The sequence below is a fragment of the Achromobacter sp. B7 genome (genome assembly GCF_003600685.1).
Classification (GTDB): domain Bacteria; phylum Pseudomonadota; class Gammaproteobacteria; order Burkholderiales; family Burkholderiaceae_B; genus Achromobacter; species Achromobacter spanius_B.
In genome coordinates this window covers 5,047,556-5,064,387 of sequence record NZ_CP032084.1, presented here as the reverse complement: position 1 = coordinate 5,064,387, position 16,832 = coordinate 5,047,556, and the positions used below count along the sequence as shown (strand labels likewise).

Below are 16,832 nucleotides of genomic sequence, written 5' to 3'. Positions count from 1 at the left end.
ATCTACAGCAATCACCGTTCCCGCCGACCGCGCCGCAGCCTGAAAAAAAATGGCCGTGCGGGCACGCAGTTTGCTGCCCCTTGTGGTTTTCGTGGAGGCCGATATGGGCATGATCAACAACTTATGGGACAACGCCGGGGTGCCGCTGGACAAGCAGCGATTTACCTGGGCGGAAATGGCCGGCAAGCCGATCAGCAAGTTGGACGATGATGCGTTCACGCGCGTGCGGATCATCTTGCTGAACGGGCTGGAGCTGGATGCGTTGCGGCTCAAGCATATTGCCAGCCGCTTCAACGAGCCGCTGCGCGTGCCGTTGGCGCAGTTGCGGCGGGTTGAGCAGCATCAGGCCACGATGATCAACTGGCTGCTGTCGGCCGACCATTCGGCGCTTGAGACCACCATCGCGTACGAGCAGGTGGCCATTGAAGTGACGGCGGCGGTGGCGCAGGCCGAGCCGGACCCGTATCAGGCGCAAAGCTATCGCTACGGCCTGCTGGAAGACTTTGACCACCTGTACCGCTACAGCGCAATGCTGGACCGGCTGGAAGGCAAGGACGCCAACAACATTCTTCAGGGCTATACCGATATCGTGCCGGGCCGGCCCACCATCGACGAGCATCGCGCGCCCGAGGACGACGTCAGGCATTCGTATCAGCGCCAGCAGGCGGCGCTGTTGACCAAGATGCACGCCACGTTGATCACGGCGGCGGAATATCAGACGCACGACTACTACATGAACATCGGGCCCTTGTTTGCCGACCCGCTGGCGCGCCAGCTGTACGCCGAGATCGCGTCAGTGGAAGAGCAGCACGTGACGCAGTATGGGTCGTTGCAGGATCCGGATGAATCGTTGTTGGAAAAATTACTCATCCACGAAGCCACGGAAGTCTTCACCTATTACAGCTGTGTGGAGCAGGAAACGAATCCCAGGATCAAGGCGATCTGGGAACGCTTCCTGGACTACGAACTGGGCCATCTGTCGATGGTGAAAAACCTGTTCAAGGACATTGAGCGGCGCGACCCGGAAGAGGTGCTGGGGTCGGTCATTCCGTCGCCGTTGAAGTTTGCGCCGCAGCGCGACTTTGTGCGCGCCGTGCTGGCCAAGGAAACGGGCTTGCGCGCCAAGGGCACGGCCTACGTGCCGGGCGACCAGGAAAGCCAGGCGTCGATCCAAGCGCGCGGCATTCTGAATGCGGCGGGGTCGCCCAGCAGCATGGTGTCCGCCGGCTACGTGTGGACGCCGGGCACCGAACTGAACCAGCGTGCCGAACGCCCGCGGCAATAAGGAGCCAACCATGGACAAAGCCACCAAGACCGGGATGAATCGCACCGGCATGCAGATGGCGCCCGTGCAGGGGCCGATGCAAGTGAGGTTCGCGCTCGATCAGGGCCCCTCGCCCGGCGGCATGCAGGCGGCCGTCGCGCAGCGCACCGCGGCCATCGTGTCGGCCGGGCAGTTGGGGTCGGTGCCGGTGCCCGCCACGGGCAAGGGCGTGCTGACCACGGTCGCCGGCAAGCTGACCGGCCGCAATCCGGAGGTGCTGATCGACAAGCTGGGGCAGCGCGCGGCGTACGAGCGGTCGGGCGTGCGTCTGTACGAAGCCATGCTGGTCAAGGTCGAGGCCGACCGCGATGACCGGAACACGGGCCTGCGCACCGACCTGATCAAGATTCGTGACGAGGAAGAGGCGCACTTTCACATGCTGGTCGACATCATCGAAAAATTGGGCGCGGACCCCACCGCGCAAACGCCCGGCGCCGATGCCAGCGCGATGGCGTCGCTGGGCCTGGTGCAGGTGTTGACCGACCCGCGCACCAGCATTTCGCAGGGCCTGGAAGCGTTGCTGACCGCTGAACTGACGGACCACGCCTCATGGGAACTGCTGACAGAGCTAGCCGAGCAGCAGGGCCACGACGACCTGGCGGCCCAATCGCGCGAAGCCGAAGCGGCCGAGGCGCGGCACACGACCATCATCCGTCAATGGCTGCGCGAGTTCGTGGCGCGCGACGCCACGTGACGGACGGCTATCGGGCGGCGGTTATTCGGGGCGGTTGATGCGCACGCCGCTCCGGGACTAAGCTGGCGTCTGGCTATCGACAGCGGCGCAAGCGGGTTCATCCGGCATCGGCCCGAACCTGCCCGCCTCAAGGAGAGCAGCATGCGGCATGCGGTAGATCTGTCCGGGCGCGTGGCAATTGTCACCGGCGCCAATTCAGGGATCGGGCGCGGTATTGCGCTGGAACTGGCGGCGGCGGGGGCGCGGGTGGTGGTCAACCATCGGCCCAACGAAGACTCCGAGCGGCGCGGCCTGGATGTCGTGCACCAGATCGTCGACGCGGGCGGCCTGGCGGTGGCGGCGGCAGCCGACATCAGCCGCGAAGACGATGTCGAGCACTTGTTCAGCGTCGCGGCCGAACATTTTCAGCGGGTCGACATCCTGGTCAACAACGCCGGCATCGAGCAGCCGGCCGCCATCCAGGACATGACGCTGGCGCAGTGGCAGAAGGTGATCGACACCAACCTGACCGGCCAGTTCCTGTGCGCCCGCGCGGCGGCGCGCGCGTTCCTGAACCGGCAGCCTGCTCCGGCGCCGGGTGAGGCCGCAGGGAAAATCGTCTTCATCAGTTCGGTGCACGAAGTGATTCCGTGGGCCTTTCAGGCGAACTACGCGGCGTCCAAGGGCGGTGTGTCGTTGCTGATGCAGTCGCTGGCGCAAGAGTTGGCGCCGATGAAGATACGCGTCAATTCCGTGGCGCCGGGCGCCATCCGCACCCCCATCAACGCGCCCGCGTGGAACACGCCGCAAGCCCTGGAATCGTTGCTGAAGCTGATTCCGTATGGGCGCATCGGCGAACCCGAGGACGTGGCGCGCGCCGTGGCGTGGCTGGCCAGCGACGACTCCGATTACGTCACGGGCTCGACCTTGTTCGTCGATGGTGGCATGACGCTATACCCCGGCTTTCGCGGGGCGGGCTAGGCCATGTCCAAACGCATCGAGGACTATGGCCTGATCGGCAATATGCTGTCGGCCGCGCTGGTGGCGCGCGACGGCTCGATCGATTGGTTGTGTTTGCCGCATTTCGATTCCCCGGCCTGCTTTGCCGCCTTGCTGGGGGACGACAGCCACGGGCGCTGGTTGCTGGCGCCAGAGGGCGCGGGCCACACCAGCACGCGCCGCTACCTGCCCGACACCGCCGTACTGGAAACGCGTCACGAAACCCCGGACGGGGTGGTGCGCGTGTACGACTTCATGCCGCTTAGCGACGAGGAAGAGCGGGTGGACGTGGTGCGCATTGTTCAGTGCGAGTCCGGGCAGGTGGACATGCACATGGAGCTGACGCTGCGCTTTAACTACGGGCAGGCGGTGCCGTGGGTGCGGCGGCGCGATTACGGTCTTAGCGCCATCGCGGGGCCGGATGCCGTCGAGCTGCACACGGCTGTGCCGCTGCAAGGGCGCGACATGAAAAGCGTGGCCGAATTCCGGGTGCGCCAGGGCGAGACGGTGCCGTTCACCCTGTCTTACCACCGCTCGCACAAGACGCCGCATTTTGTGCCCGATCGCATGGAAAGCATGGACCGCACGATTGCCTGGTGGCAGGAGTGGGCCAAGCGCTGTCACTGGGAAAACGGGCCGGGGCGGCGGCGCGATGCGGTGGTCAGATCGCTGATCACGCTGAAGCTGCTGACGTTCCAACCTACGGGCGGCATTGTGGCCGCGCCCACCACGTCGCTGCCCGAGCAATTGGGCGGCACCCGTAATTGGGACTATCGCCATTGCTGGCTGCGCGATTCCGCGCTGACGTTGTATGCGCTGCTCAATGCCGGCTATCGCGAAGAAGCCGAGGCGTGGCGGCAATGGCTGTTGCGCGCGGCGGCCGGGCATCCGAACCAGTTGCAGATCATGTATGGCATTGCGGGCGAACGCTGGTTGCCCGAACACGATATTCCGTGGTTGCCGGGCTACGAGAACAGCGCGCCGGTGCGGCTGGGCAATGCGGCGGCGGGGCAGATGCAGCTGGACGTTTATGGCGAACTGATTGAAACGCTGCACGCCGCGCGGGTGGCGGAACTGGCGCCGCTGGCCGAAGCATGGCGCATGCAAAAGGTGCTGCTCAAACCGCTGGAGCAATTGTGGCGCAAGCCCGATCACGGCATCTGGGAAATGCGCGGGCCGCCGCGCGCGTTCACGCATTCGCGGCTGATGTGCTGGGTGGCGCTGGATCGCACGTTGAAATCGTGCGAACGCTTCGGGCTGGAAGGGCCGGTGGATCGGTGGCGCGCGCTGGCCGCCGAGATCCGCGAAGACATCTGCACGAACGGCTACGACGCCCAGCGCAATACGTTTGTGCAGTACTACGGCGGCACGGCGCTGGATGCGAGCCTGCTGCTGATTCCGCAGGTGGGTTTCCTGCCGCCGGACGATCCCCGAGTGACCGGCACCGTGCAGGCCATCGAGCAGGAACTGCTGCGCGGCGGCTTGGTACTGCGATATTCCACCGAGCATAGCGACGACGGCCTGCCGGGCGATGAAGGCGCGTTTCTGGCATGCAGTTTCTGGCTGGCCGACGCCTACATCATGCAGGGCCGCCTGGATGACGCGCATCGTTTGTTCGATCACCTGCTGTCGTTGCGCAATGACCTGGGCTTGCTGGCCGAGGAATACGACGTGGCGCGCAAGCGGCTGGTCGGCAATTTCCCACAGGGGTTTTCCCATATCGGGCTGGTCAATACCGCCTACAACCTGAGCGCGGCGGGCGGGCCGGCGCACCAGCGATCGTTCCGCGACGCGCCCCAGGACTAAGCGGGCAGGCTTAACGGCCGATGGGCCGCGTCGCAGGATCAATCGGGCAGGCTTAACGGCCGATGGGCCGCGCCGGGTTGCCTGCCACCGTGGCCGATGCGGGCACGTCACGCGTGACGACGCTGCCCGCGCCGATGATTGCGTTGTCGCCCACCGTGATGCCGGGCAGCAGGATAGCGCCGGCGCCGATCCACACATTGCCGCCGATGCGGATGGGCCGCCCGAATTCCAGTCCGGCCGCGCGCGCGTCCGCCTCGCGCGGGTGATCCGCCGTCATGATCTGTACGGCGGGGCCGATCTGCGTGCCGTCACCGATGTGGACCTCGGCCACATCCAGGATGACGCAGTTGAAATTCATGAAGACGTTGGCGCCCAGGTGGATGTTGCATCCGTAGTCGCAATGAAACGGCGGCCGTACCACCGCGCCGCGTCCTACGGTGCCAAAGCGTTCACACAGTAGCGCGTGGCGCTGGGCGGCGGGCGCGGCCAGGGCGGCGTTGTACGCCGCCATCCAGGCTTTGGTGGCGGCCTGCTCGGCCTGGATGTCGGGGTCCGTGGGATCGTAGAGATCGCCGTTCAGCATTTTTTGAATTTCAGCGCCGGGACGTAGGCGGGGCATGGTGGTTCCTTGTGCGGTGGCAATGACGCGCGCGGCTGTCAGCAAGCATCGTGCCCAAAGCGGCGGCGCGGCGCCCGGGCGACGACATAAAAGCGTGCGTCACGGCACGCGTCCGAACCAAGCCGTACCGTCAAGCGGCGACCTGGTTGCGGCCTGCTCTTTTGGCGGCATACAGCTTTTCGTCCGCGCGCTGGAATAGCGACTGCCAGTTGTCGGCCGCGGTCGCCGCCGCCACGCCCAGGCTCATCGTCACAGGCGATGTCCCGTCCGGCGCGCGTACGGTGTCGGCGACAAAGGCCCGCAGCCGCTCCGCGCAATGCACCGCTTCCTGGAAGTCGGTGGCCGGCAAATAAATGGCGAACTCTTCGCCGCCGATGCGCCCCAGCAGGTCGCGCTTGCGCACGGACAACGTCAGCGCCCGTGCCACGTCTTTCAACACCGCGTCCCCGCCGCTGTGGCCGTATTGGTCGTTGATGCGCTTGAAGTGATCGACATCGCCAACCACCAATGCGGCCGGTTCGTGACCGCGCTGTTCAAAGGGACGCATGCGGGTTTCAAAGCCTCGGCGGTTGAGCAAACCCGTCAGCCAGTCTTTCTCGCCTTCGTGCCGCACTTCGTCGATGGTGTCGGCGGCCACCGCCAGCAATAGCGTGATTGCCAGCCCTACGCTGAAGACGGCCAGCGACAACTGCAACCACTGCCAGAACGGGGAATCCGCAAACGCCAGTGGGCCGTTGGGCGCGTGCGTGCCGATGCTGAGCAACGTGCGCGGAAAAAAATGCAGGCCAAACGCCAGCAGCACCACGAACAAGGCGGTGTCGATGCGGCGTCCGGCGGACGCGCGGCGCATGCGCAATGCGGCCACGGTCAGCAGGGCGCCGATGCCGATGTTCAGGACATAGACGCGCACCAGCAGGTTGCGGTCGATATAAAAGAAGTACCAGAGCGCCGTCAGGATGGCGGCGCAGAAGGCCAGGTACGCATGCCAGGGCAGGCCCCGGCCGACGCGGTTCAGGATGCCCTGCGTGGCCGCGCACACGGCGGTGATGTAGAGCATGCCGGACACCAGCGCGTTGGCGCCCGAGTCGCGCGGCAGATGCAGGATCTGCGACATCGCGCCGGCGGCAAACAGCCCGCAACCCGCCGCCAGATACAGAAGATAGGTGCGATGCCGGAAGGCGCACCAAATGCCAACAAATGTAATGGCGAAAACCACCACCAGGGTAGGGGCAATCAACGACAGGGTAATTCGAACCTGGGCACCAACCATATAAGCATCCTGAAGAACCCGCGCGTGCGTGCAAAGCGCCGGCCAAGGGTGGAATGCTACCAAGGGCGCGCGCCGGGCTTACGCCGCGTTTGGGAAAAGCCGCGCGGCCGGCTTGCCGACCGAGCGTCGTTTCGTCCCGATACAATTCCTTCATACATGAACGAGCGGCATGCCCTAGGATTCCGCCTTATACAGCCCGCCATCCTCTTTTGCGTACGCTTGAAAGCGCCGGAAGTCGAGAAACGACGCGAGGCACATTTCCCGCCCCTTATCGCCATGCCGCCCCAACAATGGGCGCCGGCGAACCAGCCTGGGCGGCCAAACATACGAACGCCGCGCCAGGCGGCATTGAACACCATGACGAAGATTCTTGTTGTCGATGATCAGCCGACGCTGATCGAACTGTTGAGCGAATTCCTTGGCGACGAAGGCTACGACGTAACGGGCCACACCGACGGACTGACTGCGCTGCAACAGATGCTGGCCGTGCGTCCCGACGTGGTCATCACCGACTTTTCCATGCCCGGCATGCACGGCGGCGCGCTGCTAACCGCCATGCGCGAAAACGCCTACCTGTGCGACACCCCCGTGGTCGTGTTGAGCGGCCGGCCGGAATACGAGGTAGACCAGGCCTGCGAAGGCTATGCCGTCTACCTGCGCAAGCCGGCCGAGCCGACCGAGGTGCTGGCAGCCGTACGCCGCCTGGCCCCCGCGCCGGCAGCGCCCACGGTAGCCGCCGCGCCCGCGCGCCCGGCGCGTCTGCGCAGCGACGCGGACGACCTTGGCGCCCCGCTGCGCCAGAACACGGCCGGCGCCTCGCACGGATCGGCCGCGTACTTCGCGTAACGCCGGTCGTTTTTTAAAACCGGTAGCGCACATCCAGCGTGCCGGTGTTCTGCCGGTTGCCGTCCCCGAATTGACCGCCGTAGCTGACGCCCACCGTGGTGCGCTTGCTGACGTCAATTCCCACGCCCACTTCCACCACGGCCGCGTCGCGGGCCACGGGCGCGCCGGTCGCCGTGAACGTGTCGCCGCCTTGGGCAAACGCCAGTACGCTGGCCGGGTTCAGGTCGCCGAACGCATGGCGCCAGCCCAGCGTGCCGCGCGCGTAGCCGCGTGCGCCCGCGCTATCGAACGTCGTCAACGCGTGCAGCCCGACGGTGGTGGTGGTGACGTCGTTGCGGCTGCTCTGGCCGCGCAGCGCCGCGTCCCCGCCCGATTCCGAAAAGCCGCGCGTGTGCAGGTCGCTGTAGTTGGCGGCCACGAAAGGCTCCAGCGTCAGACGGTCGTGCACGGGCACGGCGTAGCCCAGTTCCGTGAAGACCTGGCCGGTGCTGGCGCCGTAGTTGGCCTTTAGCGTCTGGTTCAGCCCGGCGGCGGCGGTGCTGCGGCGCGTGTCCACCTCGTGCCAGGTATAGGCGGCGCCCAGACTCAGATTGATCTTGCCGGCCCCGGCCTCGAACGCCTTGCCGCCATAGACCGCGATGCTGTAGCTGTCGGTGTCGGCACTGGACGCACGGTCGCGGGTGCGGCTGTCGCTGTTCGTGTAGCCGACCGCGCCGCCCAGGCGCCAGCCGCCGCCTACCCCCGCGTCCCCGCCGATGGTCACGCCGGCATCGGATTGCGTGGTCTTGGCCGCATTGCCGTCACCGTCCAGCGTGGTCCATTTTCCGAACACCTGTGCCCACAGCGGTTGTGCGGCGGACTGCGGCAGCGAGGCGGCGTCGCCCAGGCCCAACTGGGCAGTGGGCGCGCCGGGAATCTGCCCGGCATTGAGGTTGGCGTGCAGCCGCGCCATCGGCATCTGCGTGAACGCGCCCGTCACGTTTTGCAGCACCGACACCGTGCTGGCATGCGCTTCGCCGGACAGCGCGTTGAAAGCCGCGGGCGGCGCGCCGTTGGGCAGGTTGAGAATGTGCTGATACAGCGCGCTGTTGGCCGGCAGGCTTTGCAACGCACGCGCCACGCCACGCTGATTGCCGGTGACGGCGGCATCGGCGAATTCGATGGGGCGCGTGCCCCCGCCGCTGCCGTTGTCGCCACCCCCGCCTTCGGACGGCACTTCCTTCAGCTTCACCACCAGGTCCACGCGATTCGCGTCGTAGGACAAGGACGGCGTCAGAAAGGCCAGGTTGCTGGAGACGGTGTCAAAGCGCCCCTGCACGCCATTGTTGGCGGCAAGAATGGTGTAGGTGGTGGAGGGCGCGTAGTTGCCGTTTTCACCCACTTGCACGACTGAGCCGTTCAACGTGGCCGTGCCCGCGACACGCACGCTGCTGCTCTGGCCGTTGGCGGCCGTCGCCACGCGGTAGGTCGCGCCCGGCTTGAAGGTAAGGTCGCCCGCGACGTTCATGCTGCCCAGCGGGGTGGCCGCGTTGCCGGGCGACAGCGTGGCGCCCGATCCGATCGTGACGTTGTTCAAGGTGCCGGTGCCCGACAGCGTGGTGCCCGCCAAGGCCTGCACGCGGCCGCCCAGCTTGCCGTCCACCTGCAAGGCGCCGGCAGACAGTTGCAGGGCGCCGGTGTAGGCACTGCTGTCGCCCGCCATGGCCAGCGTGCCCGCGCCCAGTTTGCGGGTCGCGCCCGCACCGGACAGCGTGCCGCTGTAGACCGTGTCGTCCGACCGGTTGAACACCAGGCTGCCCTGGTTGGCGATGTTGCCGGTGACCCAGCCGGTGGTGCCGCCGTCGCCCACTTGCAGCGTGCCGGCGTCAATGTAAGCGCCGCCTGCCAGCGAGTGTTGTCCGGTCAGCACCAGCGTGCCCGTGCCGCTTTGGCGTAACTGGCCCGCGCCGGTGATGTCGCCATTGAAGGCCACGCGGTCGCTGCGCTTGAACACAAGCGTTGCGCCGCTTGCCACCGCGACGTTGCCGGCGATGCTGCCCGCTACCGCGCCGTCGCCCACCTGCAAGGTGCCCGCTTGCACCGAGGTGCCGCCGACATAGGTATTGCTGCCGCCCAGCACCAGCGTGCCCGCGCCGAGCTTGGCCAGGCTGCCGTTGCCGGTCAATGCTTGGCTCAGGGTGTACGTGTTGCCGGCGTCGGCGATATCGAAGCCGCCGCCCGCCGTGCCCAGCGTGATGTTGCGCGCGGTGTTCTGAAAAGCGGTGCCGGTCACGCGCAGCGTGCCGCCCAGGAAGTCCAGGCCGGCCCCGGGCGCGCCCAGGTTGGCATCGGTGGAAACCTCCAGCGTGCCGGCCGTCAATTGCGTGCGTTGCGTGTAGGTGTTGACGCCGTTCAGCACCAGGGTGCCCAAGCCCGTCTTGTTGATGCCCACGCCCGTCAAGGTGTTGTCGATGGTGGCCGTCCACGCCGCCGACGCCGGGCTGCCATTACCCACGCGTATCTCGCCCGGCGCGCTGGGCGTGGAGCCGGTCACCGCCAACGACGAACCGGTCAGCCGATAGCCGTCGCTGGCGAACTGAATGCCTTGGGCGGTGATGGCGCCGCCGGTGTCATCGACGGTCACCGTGCCGGCAGCCCCGCCAAAGATGGCGAAGGCGTCGGCCGGATAGCGCGCGGCGGTCAGGCTGCCCGTGGCGTCCGTCCAGACGGCGCTGGTGGTCGACCAGACGCCCGACCCGCCGCCCATCTGGGTGGGGCTGGCCAAGCCGTTGGCGTTCCAGAGGTTCAGCGACAAGCCGGTGGCGTTGATCAGGTTGATCTGCTTGGCACCGGCAAGGGCTTGCAGCGTCATGCCTGTGGAAGTGACCAGGCCGCCATGACTCAAGGTCAATGTGCCGGTGTAGTCGAACAAGCGGTACAAGCCCAGGCCTAATCCGCCGGCATCCAGCACGCTCAACTGCGCGCCGTTCAATTGCAGGTCGCCGTTGACGCTGACGCTATGGCTGACGCCCGGCGCACCCAGGCTGAATTGCGCCTGAGACCCCTGCGCCATCGACAGGTTGCCGTTGACGGTGAACACGCCGGCAAGCGCGCCCGGAGCCAGGCGGCCGCCGGATTCCACCGTTACGTTGCCGGTGACCTGCCCGAATCCGCCCAGCGTAGCGGTGTTGCGCACGGTGATGTTGCTGGTGACGGCGGCGCTGCTGTTGGCCGCGCTGGAGCCGACCATCAGCGTGCCACCGTTGACCAGCGTGTCGCCGGTGTAGGTGTTGACGCCATTCAGGTTGAGACTTGCCGGCCCGTCCTTGACGAGCCCGCCGGCGCCCTGGATCGAGCCGGCGTAGGAACCCGAATTCACCATCGCGCTCAGACCCAGCAGCACGTTGCCGCCGTTGCCGTTCAGCGAGGCCAGTTGCTGGCTTGCGGCCGATGCCAGATCCAGCGTTGCGCCGGTGTTGACCGTGACGGCGGAGTCCGGAGGCAGGCTGCCCCCGGGTCCCAAGGCCAGCGTGCCGCCGTTGACGGTCAGGCCGCCGGTAAAGGTGCTGGCGCCGCTAAGGGTCTGCCTGCCCGAACCCGCTTTGACCAGCGCGCCCGCGCCGGCGATCACGCCGCCAAAGTCGGCGTCGTTGGGGCTGTCCAGCGTCAGCGTTGCCGATCCCAACTGCACGAATGCGCCGGAGCCCGCAAGCGTGGTCAACGTCTGGTTGCCGCCGGTGCTCAGGTCCAGCGTGGTTCCGGAGGCCAGGGTGATGGCGCTGCTGCCCAGGGTGCCGCCCGCGCCCACCGCCAAGGTGCCGGCTGCCACGGTGGTGGCGCCGGTATAGGTGTTTGCGCCGGTCAGCGTCAGCTTGCCCGCGCCTGCCTTGGTCAATGTGCCCGCGCCGGACAACACACCGGAATAGGTGCCGGCGGTGGCTTGCTGGAACGTCAGCGCGCCATCGTTGGCGATATTGCCTTGCAGGTTGCGCGTGTCGCCTTGCAGGCTGGCGGCTGCGCCGATGGCGGTGCCGCCGGTGTAGGTGCTGGTGCCGCCAAGCGTGATGGAGCTGGTGCCCTGGACGTTCAGCGCGCCCGCGCCCGAGACGTCGCCCGCCAGCGTCAGGGCTTGGCCCGCCGTGATGCGCAGCCCGGCATTGCCAAGCTCGACGTTGTTGCTCATCGTCTGGTTGGCGGTGCCCACGGCCAGTGCGCCGCCATTTGCCACGATCGACGCCGAGCCGAACACGGCGCCGTCTTGAAGGGTGGCCAGGCCCCCATTGAGTTCCACGTTGCCGCCATTGGGCAGAAACGCGCCGCTTAACGTCCAGCTGCCGCTATTGATGCGCAGCGTGTCGAAGTTGATGTAGGTGTCGCCGGATGCGGTGCCCACGCCGCCATTGCCGCTCTCGGTGCCGGCCGATGGCAAGACGTTTTGCAGCACCAGCGTGTCGCCCGCGCCCGTGCCGCCGTCGATCTTGCCGGGGGGCGCAAAGCTCAGGCCGGGGGTGTCGTCCACGGCCAAATCGGCGGTCGCGGCGTTCGGGCCACGCAGCACCAGCGATCCCGTTACCGCGGTGTAGGTGTTGTTGCCACCCTGACCCAGCGATACGCCGCCCACGATCGTTCCCGCGTTGTCGAACAGGTGTCCTTGGCCCGGTGTGCCGGAGGCCTGGAACCCGACGCGCCCGATGATGACGCCCGTGCTTTCGTTGACGAAGCGCACTTGACCACCCCCATACGCCGCGATTACCGGCAAGTTGGAGGTTTCCGTGATCTGGCCGCTTCTCGGAACGCTACGGATCATGCCGGCGTTGCTCAGTTGGCTTACCCCACCGGTTCCGTTTTGCACGGCCAGCGCCATGCCTTGCACGGTGGGAAACGGAACAGACGCGCTGACCACGCCGCCCAGTATCCCGGTCGCCAGGTTACTGACGCTGATCGCGTTGCCCCTGCCGCTGCTGTTGCCGATCACCAGGCCCGACGATGCTGTCGCGGCGGGGCCGAACAGATTGGCGTCGATCCGGCCTTTATTGCTCACCGTGATTTTGTCGCCGCTCAGCCGCATGGCCGTGCCGCCCAGGGCCGGGTCGACGCCTACGGTGGCGTTCTCCTCCACCCGCACATCCAGCACGTTCGAGGCGCTTGCATAACCCGGGTCGCTGGACAGATCCAGGCCTTCGCAAGTCACGATGATGAGGTCTTCAATGCACTCGGCCTGAACCGCCGTGCTGACGCTGGACAATCCAAGCGCCAGCGCAACGGCGGCGGCGGCCGCATAAGGCGGCGCGCTGGTCGCGATGCTGCGGGTCGCGGACGAGCTGCCACCGCGCGATTGCGAGGCCAGTTCCGATGCGGCCTGCCAGACGCGCAATTTGCGGTTCCATACCAATCGGTAGATGTGATTCAAAATGCGGTCCTCCGGGGCTCTTGGGGCGTGCATTCCGTCAAGCGCGACCGCCGCGTTCACGCGCGCAATCCCGTCGCACGGCCCCGGGCCATGCGTGGGTTTTTTGGAATGATCAGGGATGGGTAGGGAAATTTCGGGTCAATAAATACTCGATGTTCCAGCCCGCCAATCGGGGGAAAACAAAGGATTTTTGTGTGCATTTCTGCGGTGTCACACGTACACCCAAGCCCGGCGCGGCGCTGCGGCGCGCTTTACGACATTCACGCTTAACGTTTGGCTGTCGGCGTAGATAATGTTGCTTTCCCAACCTTGTCCCTGTGGGCCTGAACGCGTGGACCAGAACACCCCTGCCGACGTCCCCGTCCTGACCGTCTCCGCCGCGCTGAGCCAGGCCTATGCGCATTGGCAGGCGGGCCAGGCCATGCAAGCCGAACAGCTTTGCTTGCGGGTGCTGGGCACGGTGCCGGACCAGCCTGACGCGCGCCATCTGCTGGGGCTGATCGCGCATGCGTATGGGCGGGCGGACGTGGCGGTTGAGCACCTGCGCGCCGCATGCCGGTCCCCGCTGGCGCCGGCCGCCTACCACAGCAACCTGGCTGAAATATGCCGCCAGCAAGGCTTGCTGGACGAAGCCGAACACGCGGCGCGGCGCGCGGTGGCGCTGGAGCCGCACGGCGCCGAAGGGTGGAACAACCTGGGCATAGTCTTGCAAGAGCAGGGGCAGCTTGCCGCCAGCCTGGAATGCCTGCAACGGGTAGCCGCGTTGATGCCCGACAGCCCACAGGCGCACAACAATCTGGGCAACACGTACAAGCGCCTGGACGATAACGCGCAGGCGCTGAAGCACTACGCGCACGCGCTGGAACTGGACCCCGATTACGCGCAGGCGCTGGGGAACCTGGCGTTGGCCTTGCATGACCAGGCCCGCCACGACGAAGCGCTGGCCGCCATTCGCCGCGCCATCGAGATCGACCCGTTGACGCCGGAATGGCATCGGCATCTGGCGCGCATTGAAGCGGCGCGAGCCGAGCTTGCCGGCCGCTACGCCGAGGCCGAATCGTTGCTGCGACACGCGCTGGCGAACGATGCGGACAACATCGTGCTGCTGCGCCAGCTGGCGCAAGCCATTCGGCCGTTGGGCCACACCGACGAAGCCCGCGCGATACTTGAAAGCATCGTGCGCGCCACGCCCACGGATGCGGGCGCGCGCTTTGATCTGGCCGAGCTGCTGCTGTTGCAAGGGGACTATGACGCGGGCTGGCGCGAATACCGCTTCCGCTATCGCATGCCGCACACCGCGATGCGCAGCCGCCATGTGCAAAAGCCGCGCTGGGATGGGCAACCCCTTGCGGGCAAGACCTTGCTGATTCATGACGAGCAAGGCTACGGCGACACGTTCCAGTTCTTGCAACTGGTGGCGTGGGCGCGTCAGCGTAGCGGCGCGCGCATCATTCTGGAAATCAACGATGCCTGCCACAACCTGGCCGAACGCAGTGGCGGCTTCGACCAGATCATCCGCGCGGGCACGATACCGCCCGCGTTCGACCTGCATTGCGAGTTGATGAGCCTGCCGCTGGCGTTGGGGCTGCGTCTGGCGGACTTGCCGGCCAGCACGGCGTACCTGCGCGCCGACCCGTTGCGTGTGGATCGATGGCGCGCACGGTTGGCGGGCTTGCCACGGCCCTGGGTCGGGCTGGTGTGGGCGGGGCGGCCCAGCCATCCGAACGATGCGCAGCGCTCGTTGACACTGGCCGATCTGGCGCCGCTGGCGCAACCGGGTGTTAGCTTCATCAGCCTGCAAAAAGGCGAGGCAGCGGCGCAGGCCGACACGCCGCCCACCGGCATGGCGATGGTGTCGCCAAGCCAGGACATCAATGACTTCGACGACACCGCCGCCCTGATTACGCTGCTTGATGTGCTGGTCTCGGTGGACTCGTCGCCCGCGCACCTGGCCGGCGCATTGGGCTGCCCGGTGTGGACCCTGCTGCCGTACGTGCCGGACTGGCGCTGGTTGCAGGAACGCGCCGATACGCCGTGGTATCCGTCGATGCGGCTGTTTCGTCAGCCCGGCCCGGGCGCGTGGGGGCCGGTGCTGGACGAGGTGGCGACGGCGTTGCGCGCGCTGCGGCCTCAGGCCGGCTCGGGCGGGGCATAGACAGGCTTGGGCGGGCTGCCTACTTCAACGCCACGCTCATGCCGCCATCCGCCATGACCACCGCGCCGACGATGTAGCTGGCCTTGTCCGACGCCAGGAACGCGATGACCTCGGCGATTTCACTGGGATGCGCCGCGCGCTTGATGGGCGCGCTTTTGCCGTGTTCCGCCAGAAACGCCGGCCCGTCCTTGTGGATGTGGTTGGTGATGTTGGTGACCGCGTCACCGGAACCCACCGCGTTGACGCGGATGCCGTGGTCGATAGCTTCCAGCGACATCGCGCGGGTCAGTTGCGCCAACGCGCCCTTGGACGCGGCATAGGCCGCAATGGTCGGAAAGGCCTGGTAGCAGGCGTAGGACCCCACGTTGACAATGGCGCCCGACCCGTTCGGCATCATGGCGCGCAAGGCCTCGCGCGAGAACAGGAACGCGCCGGTGGCGTTCACTGCCTGGATGCCGTTCCAGTCGTCCAGGCTCATGTCGACGACGGGCTTGTTGATGATGATGCCCGCGTTGTTCACCAGGATGTCCAGCTTGCCGAAGTGTTCGACGGCGGCCGCCACGGCCTGCGACGCGCTGGCTTCCCGCGCCACGTCCGCCATCAGCGGGACGATGCCCGGGCGCGCCAGCGCCTGCACGTTGTGGCCACGGTCCACGGCGATGACGCTGGCGCCTTGGGCGTGCAGCAGTTCGGTCGTGGCCAGCCCGATGCCGCTGGCGGCGCCGGTCACGATGGCGACCTTGCCGGAAAAGGTTCTGGATTCCGTTGTGGTGCTATTCATGGGATTCACTCCTGGAAAGAAATTCAGTAGGGGCTGGCGGTGGGACGCAACACGATCTCGCTGACGTCCACATCGGCGGGCTGGGCAATGGCGTAGGCCACGGCGCGGGCGATGGCGTCGGGCGTCATCGCAATGCGACGGAACTCGTTCATGGCCTGGCGCGCGGTGTCGTCGGTGATGGTGTTCGCCAGTTCGGACTCGACCACGCCGGGGCAGATCACCGTTACGCGGATGCGGTCGGATTCCTGGCGCAGCCCGTCGGAAATGGCGCGCACCGCGTACTTCGTGGCGCAATAGACGGCGGCGGTGGGCGACACCGACAGCCCGCCGATAGACGAGATGTTGATGACCTGGCCATAGCCCTGCGCCTCCATCGTGGGCAGCACGGCCGCAATGCCGTGAAGCACGCCGCGGATGTTCACGTCGATCATGCGGTCCCATTCATCGACCTTCACGGCGCGCAGCGGCGACAGCGGCATGATTCCCGCGTTGTTGACGATGACGTCGATCTTGCCGAAGCGCTCCAGCGCGAAGCGGGCGAAGGCGTTGACGCTGTCGGCCGAGGTCACATCAAGCGACTGGTAGCTGACGTTGTTGCCGCCGGCGTCCAGCGTGGCGGCCAGCGCGGCCAGGCGGTCGGTGCGGCGTGCGCCGATAAGCAGGCGGTGGCCTTGCGCGGCCAGCATGCGCACGGTGGCTTCGCCAATGCCGCTGCTGGCGCCGGTGATCAAGACGACTTTCGATTGCGGGGAGTCCATGGGCTTATCTCCGGGGGGTGAACAAGAGGCGTTGAACAAGGGGCGTTGAACCGACGAAACGCGTTGATGAAATCTTAGGTTTTGGGGGGCGGGCGGCGAATACCTGTAACGATGCCGGTATTGCCTATTCCTATCGAACAGGGGGTGAACGGAGGTGGGTGCGGTTGTAGAATCCGTGCACGTGAACCCCCGGCAAAGGACGGCACCGTGGA

General features: G+C 66.6%; 11 protein-coding genes. 6 read left to right on the top strand and 5 right to left on the bottom strand.

Annotated elements, in window-relative coordinates:
• Window positions 1–109 precede the first annotated feature (109 nt).
• From DVB37_RS22965 to DVB37_RS22950, 4 genes are all read left to right on the top strand, one after another.
• Window positions 110–1,285, top strand: coding sequence for a hypothetical protein (locus DVB37_RS22965; protein WP_205571582.1), 1,176 nt, complete (start codon window positions 110–112; stop codon window positions 1,283–1,285).
• Between the two features lie 10 nt (window positions 1,286–1,295).
• Window positions 1,296–2,018, top strand: coding sequence for a ferritin-like domain-containing protein (locus DVB37_RS22960; protein ID WP_120156866.1), 723 nt, complete (start codon window positions 1,296–1,298; stop codon window positions 2,016–2,018).
• 141 nt (window positions 2,019–2,159) lie between these two features.
• Entirely contained in the window at window positions 2,160–2,978 is an 819-nt protein-coding gene (locus DVB37_RS22955) for a glucose 1-dehydrogenase (RefSeq protein ID WP_120156865.1), read from the top strand.
• A gap of 3 nt (window positions 2,979–2,981) precedes the next feature.
• Window positions 2,982–4,802, top strand: coding sequence for a glycoside hydrolase family 15 protein (locus DVB37_RS22950; RefSeq protein WP_120156864.1), 1,821 nt, complete (start codon window positions 2,982–2,984; stop codon window positions 4,800–4,802).
• A 52-nt stretch (window positions 4,803–4,854) separates the two neighbouring features.
• Here DVB37_RS22950 and DVB37_RS22945 read toward each other — a convergent pair whose 3' ends face one another.
• Together DVB37_RS22945 and DVB37_RS22940 are read right to left on the bottom strand one after the other, a co-directional pair.
• The gene (locus DVB37_RS22945; protein ID WP_120156863.1) at window positions 4,855–5,421 is read right to left on the bottom strand and encodes a sugar O-acetyltransferase; all 567 of its coding nucleotides are present in this window, start codon (window positions 5,419–5,421) and stop codon (window positions 4,855–4,857) included.
• 130 nt (window positions 5,422–5,551) lie between these two features.
• Window positions 5,552–6,691, bottom strand: a complete 1,140-nt coding sequence (locus tag DVB37_RS22940; protein WP_120156862.1) for a diguanylate cyclase — start codon at window positions 6,689–6,691, stop codon at window positions 5,552–5,554.
• 357 nt (window positions 6,692–7,048) lie between these two features.
• On the opposite strand from DVB37_RS22940, the gene DVB37_RS22935 reads away from it, so the two are divergent.
• Window positions 7,049–7,537, top strand: a complete 489-nt coding sequence (locus tag DVB37_RS22935; RefSeq protein ID WP_104142168.1) for a PleD family two-component system response regulator — start codon at window positions 7,049–7,051, stop codon at window positions 7,535–7,537.
• Window positions 7,538–7,550: 13 nt separating this feature from the next.
• Here the strand turns inward: DVB37_RS22935 and DVB37_RS22930 are convergent, their stop codons facing one another.
• The gene (locus DVB37_RS22930) at window positions 7,551–12,926 is read right to left on the bottom strand and encodes an autotransporter domain-containing protein (RefSeq protein ID WP_162941273.1); all 5,376 of its coding nucleotides are present in this window, start codon (window positions 12,924–12,926) and stop codon (window positions 7,551–7,553) included.
• A gap of 331 nt (window positions 12,927–13,257) precedes the next feature.
• Here DVB37_RS22930 and DVB37_RS22925 point away from each other — a divergent pair, with 331 nt between their 5' ends.
• Window positions 13,258–15,081: a tetratricopeptide repeat protein gene (locus DVB37_RS22925; protein ID WP_240433972.1), complete on the top strand. Its 1,824-nt coding sequence runs from the start codon at window positions 13,258–13,260 to the stop codon at window positions 15,079–15,081.
• Window positions 15,082–15,100: 19 nt separating this feature from the next.
• On the opposite strand, the gene DVB37_RS22920 is transcribed toward DVB37_RS22925, so the two are convergent.
• Window positions 15,101–15,862, bottom strand: a complete 762-nt coding sequence (locus DVB37_RS22920; RefSeq protein ID WP_120156859.1) for an SDR family NAD(P)-dependent oxidoreductase — start codon at window positions 15,860–15,862, stop codon at window positions 15,101–15,103.
• Window positions 15,863–15,885: 23 nt separating this feature from the next.
• Window positions 15,886–16,620 (bottom strand): SDR family oxidoreductase, encoded by a 735-nt coding sequence (locus tag DVB37_RS22915; protein ID WP_120156858.1) that lies wholly within the window; start codon window positions 16,618–16,620, stop codon window positions 15,886–15,888.
• Window positions 16,621–16,832: the final 212 nt, after the last annotated feature.